Genomic DNA, 12,673 nt, shown 5'->3' with positions numbered 1-12,673 from the left:
AGTAGTACATCAGTGAGACTGGACCTTGCTCCACTAAGACTGCTCAGTCGAAGGATCGTTTTTCCCTGTCAGGGCATGGAATTTCTTGACCAAGAGCCTTAGTGGCTGTTTTGGGTCTAACGTGGGAACTGCTATCTCGGAGGGCAACAGCAGTACCACAGCACATATAAGGCTGATACTAATCGCGAAGAATTGGTACAGAACATAGCCCTCTGGACGAATATACCCCAATTCTGTGATGAACAATACAAGCGGCGTATTCATCCAAATCCCTATCGAACTAATCAACAATATCTTTGGAAGAGATGCCATTGGCAGAATTGTGATAGGAGAGTTGGTTAAGATTTCCTATTCAGCCCCAGTAATGTAAACTAACACACTATTCTCAGTCTAACGCCCTCGCTGCGGATGGGGTCACTCGATCTGCTCGACACTCTAACAACGTCCCGTCGAACTATGGTCTTGTCAAAGTAATTAGTTTCTTCTCACTGCGTAGCTTAACCGAGGCGTTGAGCCCTTCTTCAACAAGCGTTGAAGGCGCGTGAAAGAGAGGATACCACATTCAGAAAAGCTTCGCTCTCGTGTGCGAACGAGACGCAAAGCGTCGCGTCAACGCCGCACAGTTCTCATACGTGTTCAAAATGAGAACCCCGCTGTGAAACTACACCCTTCCTAGATACTGCTTACTGCAAAGCACGTCATCGAAACAGGGACAGTTATACAATCCCGTCCTCAGCGAGCGTATCAGCATGAACAGGGTGGGGTAGTGTACAAGAGTGCTCCAATGCTTCAAGGAGATCTGTGTCGATTATGGTGTTAGTATATATATGAAAGAAAAACAGTATGTACTAGTATGGTATCAGTTAGTAAACTCCAATTACTGTCCAAACTGAGTGACGGGACAGTAGAAGACTTCAAACCGACAGTTAGCGACGAAGGTGAAGTTGCGTATCCGGAAACAGAAGACCTGCTTGCACATCAAGATGGTACAAGTATCGAAGCGCTGGATGCATTAGCTGGGAGAGGATTTCTTCACAAAGAGTATACAACGAAAGTATATATCTGCCCATCATGTCAGGCTGACGGATTGCAGTACATCACAGCGTGTCCTTTCTGTGAGGATACTCATACCATCCGCACCAGTTTCTTCGAACACGAACAGTGTGGTTTCACGGCTCAATCAGAAGATTTCGAGATCGGTGATCATACAGAGACACAACAGTGCCCGGATTGCGAGAAGGAGATAGACTCATCTAATATAACCATCATGCAAAAACAGCTCTGTAAAGGATGTGGTGAATCGTTCGACCATCCAAGCCATCGACTCTGGTGTTTAGATTGTTTTTATCTTAGCGAACCAGAAAAAGCGACTGAACAGACATTATACGAGTATGAATTGACTGAGAAAGGCGAGAACTGGCATGAAGCCCAAGTCGGGACACGGGAGTTGTTAGCTGACGAATTTGCCAGTCGTGGATTCGATGTAACCCTCGATGCCGCTCTGCAAAACGATGAAGATGGAGATGAATTATATAAAGTCCATATTCACGCCACAGATGAACTGCTTAACCAACGAATCGTAGCAGATATCCACTCAGCAGTCGATTCCGAGAAGATCAAACATATTAGTACTGTTGGGAAATTATTTCATGCCCAACCACTTCTTCTCGCAACTGATGAGTCCATCTCCGATGATGTGCTACAGATTGCGAATCAGCATGGAGTGACAATGCTGTGGGTGGACCAAAGCGGATCAATAAGACGTTATGAATCGATCGATGATGAGTACCGTCCTGCTGGAAACATCATCGACCGATTGTCCTCAGCAGTCGGATTCACATCGACGAAAGGGGATTAGTGGAAAAGACCCCCAGATGCGGGGGTAGCAAGTCAGTATCCCGGTGAACAGCAATCTTCGTCATTTTCTCGAGAACGACGTCATCGGGATCAACGTTGTTTCGTCCCGTGTCAACGATGTTTTGTACCAATTAGGTCGAGTTTTTTATCTTGTATTACCACTATAATTATATGTTTTCAGGTTGATGTATGAGTATGGATAAATCAGCGTTCTCCAGAAGACGGGTACTCAGTCTTGGCGCCATTGGAATGGCGAGTTTTGCCGGTTGTCTTGGGAGTTCCGATAATGGCGGTAAAGAAACTAGCAACGATGAGTCATCTACCGATGAGGGAACCTCTGATAACGAGACGGATACGAATCCGGAACAAAGCGAATCAGAGGGGCTACCTGATAACGGGGCCGTCGTTTTCGTTTACGATGACGGGCCGATGAAAGATTACACGCAAGCATTCCCAGCCCATCAGGCATTTGACGCCCCTGCAACAACCGGTATTATCACTGGACGAATCGGACTCCAAAACTACAATGGCTATGATTGGATGGACGTCGAGCAGCTCGAAGAACTCGAAGCTGCCGGCTGGGAGATCGCCTCACACACGACTGAACACAGTGTTGTAGGAACCTACGAACTCGTTGAAGATGCAGACGCATCAGATGATCGGGTCTATCCGGAAGAAATTCGCCACGGATACTGGACATCAAAAGATCTCGAAATCACCGATGGTAAAACAACGGTCACACGTACCATTGTCGGTTATGGCGAAGATGATGTAGGAAAATATATCGAATTTGATGGATCGCTAGGCGAGTCTTTCACGCGAGGTGAAACCGTTACACGCTACGGTGAAGAGGCAATGCACGAGGCGCTTGGTGAGTCGAAACGGAAACTCGAAAGTCTCGGGTTCGAAATCGATTCGTTTCTCGCACCCTATGACAACTTTGACGACTACTCACGGAAGTTCGTTCGCCAATACTACAACGCCGTTGCAAACGCTGAGCATGGCTCACGAATTAACGATCCGGATGAATTCGACCCGTTCTACACTCATCGAGATTACTTCATCGAATTCTCCAGCCCAGACAGGGTCAAAGCCGACTTGGACGAGATCGCAGATCGAGGCGCATTAGGTGTGTTTGGTGCTCATACATATAAAGAAGAAGTCACCGAAGAACGGATCTATGAAACCCTTGAGTGGGTCGATGAGCGTGGTATCGAGGTGCTGACGCTCCGTGAAGCATGTCAGATTACTAGCTAGATTACACTACCGTGGTATCTTTCGTAGGTGTCCCCGCTGCCTCTCAAAACGTCTATCTATTTGATTGTCGGATGTCCCTATTGCAGAGAGGGGTCACAAGCCTCATTCAATGAAATGACGGTAATGAGCTCATTAGCATTCCTTGTTGTTCCTGGCCGTTGTGGTAGCGCCCCTGTGCAAACGACCATCTATTACCTGTAGTAGAGTTATGAGTGGTGTAATTAGATTTATATGAAAATAATCCAAATCGTATTCACCTTCATAAGTGTATAGTAATGATAGATAAATGACACTATCTACTTGATGAATGATTTAACCGGGTTCCAACGAGACCTGCTGTACATCATTGCCGGATGCGATGAGACGTATGAATTCAAGATCAAAGACGAACTCGAAAGCTACTATCAGACGGAAATTACGCATGATCGTTTATACCCAAATCTTGACACGCTCGTTAATGCTGAACTGCTTGAGACGAGACAGCACAATAACCAACCGGACGAGTATGTGATGACTGTTGAGGGGCAGAACGAAGTCGAAACTCGTCGCAGGTGGGAAAACAACTATCTCGAATCGGATTCCTCCGTTTGAGCGTACTCAGACGGCTTAGCTGAATAAGCACTTAGTCCTCTTCTCGGCGAGCGTCGAGCGAAGGGGAAGTGTGAGCACCGGAAATACAGCGCCGCACGGTTCTCAGCCACCATTCGGTGCCAAACCCACTGATTCGATACGGTATGTGTGCAAGATACAATGGGTGCAAACGGTGGAACAGAAGACGATCACCATTCGCGAAGACCAAGACGAGAGAGTCCAGGACCAATACCCCCATCTCTCATCGTTCATTCGCGAACAGCTTGAGCAACTAATCGAGGAATGAGAGGAGCGGATGTACTACGTCTACACGGATCGACTCAAACCGCCCAACGCCCACCGCAGAGAGTTGGGCCGTCACCACGATATTTGTAGACAAGTCTACAACCACTTCCTGTATCGCTTACGGAGTAGGACCGGGACAATACCCCGTCCATATCCTCACTTTAATCTGAGCTACCGGACCTCAAGACGGAGTGGGCGAACTCAACCTTTACTCGGTGACGCGCCTACAAACTTGTGACCGGTCTGAGTTCACGCTGGAAGATATTTATGAAATTGTAGGTTACGACTGGTTTTGGCCGTATTATTAGCCAACAGAGGTTGCGATTCCACGTCGTTTACGGCGTGGAGGGAGTCAATTCGTTTGGTTGGGTGCCTCAACGGGATAAGTTTCATCAAGATATATAACAAGAGCGAAAGCAGTTGATGCAATTACAAGACATGCTACCTCTGGAGACACACCCCACGGAGTAAGACGAATAAGATCAAGTGCCATTAATATGCGTTTGAGTATGATTACAATTATTCCGAAGAACGTAAAAATTGTTCCAATTGTAGCTAATCGCTCGCGTAGAATTCGATTCTCTATCATTTAGCGTTCCTCAATAGTAGTTTCGTCGTATCTGCTCTACCCACTATATTACTAATATGTCTTCCAGGTATAAACGCGAATGCAGACTGAAACCGTGCGTTCGGAATATCCCTCATTGGATCTTTGTATAACAGTCGTACACATAGTTATCACCTGCTTATCACTAAGAGAGGGAAGGAACGCAGCCGATTAGCATGAGAACAATCCACTGCACAGCATACTCAATCGGACAGGTCCAGGAGGCTTTGTGCGTATTTTGGCATAACGCGTACATCTCAACCGACAAATAGAACGGTTGTTCTCGGGCAACGTCTCGGTTGAGACCATTCCTGGTGTTACCGGTATTGAGCGAACTGTGATGTGAAGATGAGTATGATTCTACGATGATAGAAGGAAGGGAATATTAAGCTCCTCCAAATACTTGATTCTCCCGCTGTACAGGTAGATAACTAATCACACCACGACAATGATAACAACACAACGCACATTACTCACCCTATTGGTCTGTATCTCGGTCGTACTAGCCGGCTGTGCCGGATTCGGGACCGACTCGCCAGCAGGAAACAACGACGGCAACCAATCACCCGACGAGAGCAGCGATCTCGAGGACGAACAGGACAATGCCGACAGCACCGACGAGACCAGCAACACCAGCGACAGCAGTAGCGACGGGACTGACGAGAGTACTAACAGATCCAGCAGCAATGGGTCAGATACCACCTCTGAGTCGTCGACTGAGTCGGACTCCGATACGTCCACGAGTTCGGACACCGGGTCGGACGGCGATAGCGACTCTGGCTCGTCATCGGACTCCGATCGCGACGATGATAGTGATACCGACGATTCCGATTCGGATTCCGACAGCGAGCCGAGCGACGATAGCGACTCGAACGATGACCCAGCCGATGAAGAAGAGTCGGAATCGCAGCCTCCAAGCTACACTCACACGGTGACGGTCGAGGTAACTAATGAGAGCGGTGATCCGGTCGCTGACGAACTCGTTACTGCTGAGGTCGAAGACGAGACGATTGAGTACCGAACGGGTGATGACGGCACGGTCACTCTCGATTACGAGTCACCCGATGAAGGGGCAGTCGAGTTCGCGATTACGGTCGGTGACGAAACACGGACCGTTCAAGTCACACAGGACGACCAGACCGAGAGCTTCGTCGTTTCGTCTACCGACGGCGACAATAGTAGTGACGAGAACGACAGCGAGTCGCACTCGTTTCGCGTCGACGTTAACGAGGACGTCCCTGTAACAGTCGAGAACGATGAGACCGGCGAGACATGGACCAAAGAGGCGACCGATGGCTCGGCAATGTTCGACCTTCCAGAGGGGCTGTACCACGTCGAAGCCGAGGATCATACCTCTACAATGGTGATGATCGACGTTCCCGCGACGGACTCAATCCATCTCCAGAGTGGGTATGACTCGTTTACTATCAACGTCATTGACGCCGAGACTGGCGGCCCAATCGAGGACGCAGAGGTGAGCGGTGTCTGTGATTGGTGGCACTCAAGCGGTGACGCATACATCACCGGCGAATCGAACGCAGACGGCGTGATTGAGACGAGCGTGATCTCACCGAGCAGTTGTCATGGCGTCCACGTTGAAGCCGACGGCTACGAGACGACGACGATTAGCGATATTTCCATCCCTGATGATGATGGTATGACCGTTGAACTCGAATCCGCTGAGCAGGAACAAGAAGAAGAGACGAACGAAACGCTCGTCGTGTAACCTCTTCGCTTCTTCACCTAATCGGTAGCGCGGATTCCCCTTCCTCAACCGCGAGCGGAGCGAGCGGTAGGGCGGGGAGCAAGCGCGTTCGCAACAGCTATGTAACATAAACGTAGAGTGGATGACACTACACCGGAACCAAAACGGAGCCGGGGTAGGGGCCGCCGTAGACCGGCCCTGAACTCGGGGACGCTGACGCCACACCCAACGTGGCCGAGAACACCGGGAATTAAAGTCAGGTGAATCGGCTTCGGACGTTGACCACGGGACGGAAAACCACGCAGGAATCCCCCTCCGTGTGCCCGTCTTGCCGACGTGAACCGCGCCACGCCCATGCACGGGGACGGGACGGAAAGTGCGGAAATTCACGGAAAGCCCCGTCCTCAAGAAGCGAGCCGAACGGCGAGCGAGTAGGGCGGGGTAGTTTACGCTCCGCTCTCTGGATTCGCTGAAAACAACCCTAAACCCATTTACATTTATATACAGAAGATTAATATGCTTAACTTAATAAGTATAGGCTATGGTGAAGCCATCAAATCGTCGTAAGTTTCTCGCCACCTTAGGAACAGGATCGCTTGCATTCGCAGCGGGCTGTGCGGGTCAACTATCCAGAGATACGGGAGAGAGCGATAATAACGGGAATAGTGACGGAAATGGACCTAGTGATGGTAACGATTCACAGCAGGTCTCACCGCCGGCCATTAACCATGGTGAGGTCGTTAGCAATTTTGATGACGACCTTGATGAGTGGTTCGCGGTTGATGGAAACGTGAACGCCGACGAGGAGATGATGCTGACTGGCTCACGGACCGCTCGCATCGAAAATACGGGCGTGACCGCGGAGATCGCTCGTACATTCCCGGAGGGCTTGGATATGACAGATAAGCATCTCTCACTCGCAGTGCAGGTTGATACACCCCGGCCTGCACGGGTTACCGTTCGCGTGCTTGCTCCAGGAAATGCTGATCAAGTATGGAGTACTCGTGCGATTCTCAGCACCTATACTGGCTGGCTTCGAATGGATGTCGGTTATACTGGTCAGCGCGGCGAACCGAACTTTGGTAACGTTCAGGAACTCCGAATCACTCTCGATGATCCAAACCCTTCACAGGCGAACGAAGATCAGGGAGAGCAAGGAAATCAAACCAATCAGAGTAATCAAAGCGGAGAAGGAAATCAAACCAATCAGAGTAATCAAAGCGGAGAAGGAAATCAAACCAATCAGAGTAATCAAAGCGGAGAAGGAAATCAAACTAATCAAGAAGAACAGAGTGAACAAAGCGATACTGGGATTCGCTTTTGGGTGGACGACCTGCGCACAACTCCTGCAGCCGATCAAGGTTATGTGATGCTGACATTTGACGATACTGTTGCTTCTCAGTATACCAATGCCTTCCCGCTATTCGAAGAGCGAGACATGCAAGCTGTTGCAGCAGTGGTGCCGGGTTCGCTTAATCAAGATGACCGTCTTTCAATTGGTAACTTGCGAGAGATGCGTGATGCTGGCTGGGATATCTCTTCGCATCCACAAGGAACTGCATTTCGAGAACTGGAGGATCTGGATGCGATCCAGCAGGATATCGAATCCGCCTATGAGTATCTCGATAATCGAGGCTTTTCAGATGGTGCTCGCCATATGTTTGTGCCATATCATCATGCGACCGAAGACATCATGGAGATCACGCGCGAATACCACGAGCTGAGTTCATACTTCGGTGGGACACCGAACGCAGTACCGTTTACAGATCCACTACACCTTTCGCGAGTGAATATGTTCGACATAGAGGGATTCACATCACAAATTGATATGGCTGCCGAGCATAATCAACTCGCTATCGGACTCGCTCATGGTGTTGTCCCCGAGAACGAGATCGAGAACGACCCACTTGCGGATACGACCACTCAACAGCTGGAAACACTGCTTGATTATATCGAAGAAAGTGATGTCCAATTAGTCACAGCCTCCGAACTGCTTGATAATCAGGGCAGTCCCTAACATCTCTTGAGATAGCTTTCTATAGGCGACTGCAGTGCAGTGTCATTACTAGTGGAATTATTTGTCTAAACGATTTTATTCAAAATTATACAATAGGAGCTACTCAGAAACTTCCAAGTTGACAGGGGCACCGACTCCGGATTCACTGGGTGTAGCAAGGCCGTAGTGATTGCCCGAAAACTCCCAGTCGTGCCAGTCACTACCAACGTTAACCTGTCTATAGGGAACGGGTTCGTAGCCTGTGTTTGCGACATTCTCTATAGTGCCATCGCCGTCAGCATCGTGGAGAAACCAGCAGTCCTCAGTAACATACCCATCTTCTGGATAGCCTCGAAAGACGATCGCTTGCGCGTTCTGTCCATCGATATTATGCGTAAAGGTGAATGTACAGCGACGGACATCAACGCGGCCACCCGCAGTGAGGTCGTCACCGTAGCCATTTTCGGCCAAACAGTGCATGTCGACGGCGTGGCTATAGGTCGAGGGGCCAAACACGCAATCCTCCAGCGTATACCCACACTCGGGATGGCCGAAGCCACTAATCGAATGGCATGTTGCGTTGAAGTAGCTCATTTCGATCGTCGGATGGCCGTTAAGCACGTCGACTATGTAGCCTGCCCCAACCATCATACAGTCGTGACCGTAGACATGATGGATATGTGGTGAGACGATTGTTGACGAGGAGCCGATCGTAATGGCCTGCATGGGCCAGCCGTAGAGCTCACAGTTGTCTATTTCAACATCGTCGTCAACGATCCACATTCCACGAGCATAGTGTTCTTGGCGCATTTCCTGCCGTTCTTCGTAGGTCTCGCCATCGGCTAGTGGAACGTAGCCTGGGTACTCCTCGTTGTCATAGTGATCGTGATACGGTCCTCGGTACCGAATGCCGCTGATGCGAGAGTCACCTTCTATAGTGATGACACCCCGACCGTTCGAACCACCATCCCATGCAGGGGAGTCATCGCCATGGTCGGTCGTATACAGTAGCGCGCCCTCTGAGCCGTTGACGCCGCGATCCGAGACGAGCGTCTGATTCGAGAGCTCGTAGTCATCACCCGAGAGATCGATTTCAGTATCACCTGGGACACCAATTACGTCAACGCCACTGCTGAGTGCGTCAGCCAGTGAGTCACGATCTCCAACCACAACGTCGGCATCTTCGAGACTGATATCGATCTCATGGCCTTTTCCACCAGCGATCTCGCGATCTCGGAGGCAGTTGAGGATCTGCTCGTTAGTGAAATACCGAGGCCCACTATCATTGTCTGCCCCATTCGCTTGGGCAGCCATTGACAACCCGGCAATACTGGTTACACCGACTGTACTCATGAACGTTCGTCGCGTCCAGTTACTGTTTGATTCCGTCTTATCTGTGTATGGTCGTTTAACCATTATTTGAATTCTAAAGCATAAGTAAATAATTATATACGGAATAACGGATTCCAAATCTGGTTACGAGACTACTAATACCGGGACTATCAGCGTACACACTCTCAATCGGAATACGGGACATCTCCACAGAGCGTCACAGGGATAGAACACCCGCATGGACTGCCAACCCCCCCACATACGTTATTAATACGATAAAATAGAACTGAACTGTTATACTCTAACTTATCGTTCGATCACGAATTGAAATAGTATGCCAGTTTAGGCTGGAGAAAAATCTCCGAAATCGGACCCTGCCTCCTAATCATTTTTGGGGTTAGGAGATGATGACGAATTTTCACTCCTGAATTGATCATCACGGAGTTCACTCGTCACTCTGCAGTCGACGTCCTGGTCATCAATATATGCCATCGTCTCACGAAACCCGTCAGGATCAACCGATGGGTCGTTGTCCTCGATAACGTCGTGGTAACAAAGCACTAGAGTATCGGTTGGTATCTGATCATCAAGCAAGAGATCGATTAATTCCATCGACCGTTTAACGTTATCACCTGGATGGCGGTTTACAGAGAGCGGTGAACTGATCCGTCGGTTCATCGCGCCGCGCTGTTCGCTGGTCGCGAAATCGTAGTAATCGGCGGCGATATCCATCGTCTCGGTGGTGAACGAGCCGAATGGATAGGCGAGCATCGAGGCGGCCTGTTCAAAGCCGTGATCGAGCAGCCAGCGTTTCGAGTCCTCGAGTTCGGCCCGCTGTTCGTCCAGCGGGAGTTCACCCGTTCGTTGATGAGTCAAAGTGTGGCTCGCGAACTCCCAGCCGGCGTCCTGCATCTCATTCATCTGGTCGAGGGTGAGACTCCCCGTATTGCCGATCCGGTCCGTGACCGTGTAGACCGTTGCAGGGACATCGTACTGACGCATGATCGGGAACGCGGTGTCGTACGTCGACCGAAGTGAGTCGTCGAACTGGATGAACAAGCGTGGGTCTTGATTGACCGGAACTGCTCGGAGGTCGCTAATATACCAGTCGATGTCACTGCCGCCCCACGAGATCGTCATATACGACTCCGTAGCTGATTCGAGAGTAGAAATATCGTTAATCCCCAGATCATAGCGGATCCATCCCGGCTCGTCGATCTTGTAGCGTGTTCGAAATTCAAGCGTTTGTCCACACTCAGGAGCATTGACATCGAACGATGGCGTATAATGAGTGCCTGGAGTGTCGATATACATCGCGAGCGAAAACGACGTCTGTGTCAGATCGTACCCATCAATTGGAATCCGGACTGCCACTCCATCGTCGTCAGTAGCGGTGAGATGAACGGACTGGAAGCCACGATACAGACGCTCTGTAGAACGCTCGATTGATCCGGACAGCACGTCCCACTCATCGAGTGATGTCCCGGTTCGCCATTGATCTCCGACGTCCCAGAGGTCTTCACGAGGATCGCCATCAATGAAGAGCGTAGAGCTGTCCGGTTCGGCCTCGGTGGTCGGTTCTGGGTCTGTGTCAGTGTTGTTCTTGACCTCTTGAGAGGAAGTTTTCTGGCTACTCGACTGTGAAGGAGAGTCGCCAAGACAGCCGGAGAGATATACTGTACTGGCTGTCATGAGAAATGCTCGTTTTGTTATCGACCGGTCGTCTTCAGTCATCTGCTTTCTACTAGATATTATAATAGGATGTCAAATGGTTATGATCATGATAACAACAATACCAGTTCTATTCATCAGTATAGTAGTGCTAGTCAAATATGGAAAAGGAAAGGCCATCAGGTATTGCTTCTCAATTAGTTAGGACAAATAAACAATAGAGTACTCTATCTTCCAATAAGAGCTGCTTAACTTCGTAGCTCTCTTATCCAAATGTGATTGGGACATTTCCGTACCAACACTCACAGAAGCGTGCTACGGTACATCATAGAAACAGGAAGCCCATGAGCTTAGAGCAGGGTCACCACCCGTGACAGAGCACGAGGAAACTAAAGAGCCCGATCCAACTGATCGTCAATAGGACGAGTGGAGAGACGATACTAAACCACCCTAATAAGAGAACGGAACAGCCACTCATGATGAGCGGGGCAGTATACTGACGTGGGACAGAAGGCAGCCAACCGAATGTGGGATTGATTATGTCCGTATCCGACCGAGTGAGAGATTCAAGTTTGAGATAGCGATCTAAGTCGTCCATTCGATCGGTTCGGCGAACAAAACCAGTCGACTGATTGTAGTCGATACACTCATGATCAACTAATGTCGGAATATGTGTCTGGTAGAGCGAGATATAAACCCGTTGTCGCTGTTTTTCGGTGAGCTGATCGATAGGCGTGTCATATTCTTGTGCAGCAACCCAATCAGCGAGAACACGCAACTCAACGTTTTCACTATGGGTGCTGAAATACCGGAGGACCTCCCTCCGGCGCTGGTTTGAGAGGAGCTGAAACAACTCATCTCGTGATGGGGCGTCCATTTCCTGCGATTGGTGCTGATCTGGATAGCTTGTTATTGGTAGGTGGCTTGTTGACATGATAGTGGGGGTAGTTACTGGTCGTTTTGTGATTCGAGCGGTCGAAGGGCGATGCGCAACCCCCGCCGACGCTCCGCATCCACCAACGGCTTGCCCGCCAATGGCGCATCCAAATTCACCGGCGCACCCACCCCTGGCTCGTGTGGCTCACCTACCCCGTACTGGTTGTTCGCGAACGTCCAATCCACCCACTCAGTGCCCACGTTCACCTGCCGATACGGCACCGGCTCATACCCCTCGTTGGCGACGTTCGCCACCGGCTCCGCTCCATCGATCTCATGCATGAACCGGTTGTTCTCCGTTACATACTTGTCTTCCGGATACCCCCGGAACACGATCGCTTGGGCGTTCTGCCCATCGATATTGTGCGTGAACGCAAACGTACACCGCCGGACTTCCACCCGATCACCCGCCGTCAAATTCCCTTCATCCCCGTTC

General features: G+C 50.0%; 8 protein-coding genes and 1 pseudogene. 5 read left to right on the top strand and 4 right to left on the bottom strand.

What is annotated here, in order from left to right; genetic code table 11:
- Positions 1-853: 853 nt before the first annotated feature.
- From HAPAU_RS13655 to HAPAU_RS13635, 5 genes are all read left to right on the top strand, one after another.
- On the top strand, positions 854-1,858 hold the full coding sequence (locus HAPAU_RS13655; protein ID WP_157078472.1) for a TackOD1 domain-containing metal-binding protein: 1,005 nt from the start codon (positions 854-856) through the stop codon (positions 1,856-1,858).
- A gap of 188 nt (positions 1,859-2,046) precedes the next feature.
- Complete coding sequence (locus HAPAU_RS13650) at positions 2,047-3,114, top strand: polysaccharide deacetylase family protein (protein WP_066383766.1); 1,068 nt, start codon at positions 2,047-2,049, stop codon at positions 3,112-3,114.
- Between the two features lie 303 nt (positions 3,115-3,417).
- Positions 3,418-3,705, top strand: a complete 288-nt coding sequence (locus HAPAU_RS13645) for a PadR family transcriptional regulator (RefSeq protein WP_066383764.1) — start codon at positions 3,418-3,420, stop codon at positions 3,703-3,705.
- Positions 3,706-5,045: 1,340 nt separating this feature from the next.
- Positions 5,046-6,323 carry a hypothetical protein gene (locus HAPAU_RS13640; RefSeq protein WP_066383762.1) on the top strand — a complete coding sequence of 426 codons (1,278 nt, stop codon included), beginning with the start codon at positions 5,046-5,048 and terminating at the stop codon, positions 6,321-6,323.
- Between the two features lie 520 nt (positions 6,324-6,843).
- Positions 6,844-8,319, top strand: a complete 1,476-nt coding sequence (locus HAPAU_RS13635) for a polysaccharide deacetylase family protein (protein ID WP_245634114.1) — start codon at positions 6,844-6,846, stop codon at positions 8,317-8,319.
- A 99-nt stretch (positions 8,320-8,418) separates the two neighbouring features.
- Here HAPAU_RS13635 and HAPAU_RS13630 read toward each other — a convergent pair whose 3' ends face one another.
- The 4 genes and pseudogenes from HAPAU_RS13630 to HAPAU_RS13615 form a co-directional block, all read right to left on the bottom strand.
- Positions 8,419-9,651, bottom strand: coding sequence for a hypothetical protein (locus HAPAU_RS13630; RefSeq protein ID WP_245634113.1), 1,233 nt, complete (start codon positions 9,649-9,651; stop codon positions 8,419-8,421).
- 360 nt (positions 9,652-10,011) lie between these two features.
- Positions 10,012-11,364, bottom strand: a complete 1,353-nt coding sequence (locus HAPAU_RS13625; RefSeq protein ID WP_245634112.1) for a polysaccharide deacetylase family protein — start codon at positions 11,362-11,364, stop codon at positions 10,012-10,014.
- A gap of 298 nt (positions 11,365-11,662) precedes the next feature.
- Positions 11,663-12,178, bottom strand: a complete 516-nt coding sequence (locus HAPAU_RS23275) for a DUF7344 domain-containing protein (protein ID WP_449267236.1) — start codon at positions 12,176-12,178, stop codon at positions 11,663-11,665.
- Between the two features lie 71 nt (positions 12,179-12,249).
- Positions 12,250-12,673, bottom strand: a pseudogene (locus HAPAU_RS13615) (hypothetical protein); the annotation flags it as partial.

This window comes from Halalkalicoccus paucihalophilus (assembly GCF_001593955.1).
GTDB lineage: Archaea > Halobacteriota > Halobacteria > Halobacteriales > Halalkalicoccaceae > Halalkalicoccus > Halalkalicoccus paucihalophilus.
This window is presented reverse-complemented; position numbering and strand designations above follow the sequence as displayed.

Bases quoted from the DNA above. Each gene is read 5' to 3' on its own strand.
- HAPAU_RS13655 (WP_157078472.1), top strand. From the start codon at position 854: ATGGTATCAGTTAGTAAACTCCAATTACTGTCCAAACTGAGTGACGGG.
- HAPAU_RS13650 (WP_066383766.1), top strand. From the start codon at position 2,047: ATGAGTATGGATAAATCAGCGTTCTCCAGAAGACGGGTACTCAGTCTT.
- HAPAU_RS13645 (WP_066383764.1), top strand. From the start codon at position 3,418: ATGAATGATTTAACCGGGTTCCAACGAGACCTGCTGTACATCATTGCC.
- HAPAU_RS13640 (WP_066383762.1), top strand. From the start codon at position 5,046: ATGATAACAACACAACGCACATTACTCACCCTATTGGTCTGTATCTCG.
- HAPAU_RS13635 (WP_245634114.1), top strand. From the start codon at position 6,844: ATGGTGAAGCCATCAAATCGTCGTAAGTTTCTCGCCACCTTAGGAACA.
- HAPAU_RS13630 (WP_245634113.1), bottom strand. From the start codon at position 9,651: ATGAGTACAGTCGGTGTAACCAGTATTGCCGGGTTGTCAATGGCTGCC.
- HAPAU_RS13625 (WP_245634112.1), bottom strand. From the start codon at position 11,364: ATGACTGAAGACGACCGGTCGATAACAAAACGAGCATTTCTCATGACA.
- HAPAU_RS23275 (WP_449267236.1), bottom strand. From the start codon at position 12,178: ATGGACGCCCCATCACGAGATGAGTTGTTTCAGCTCCTCTCAAACCAG.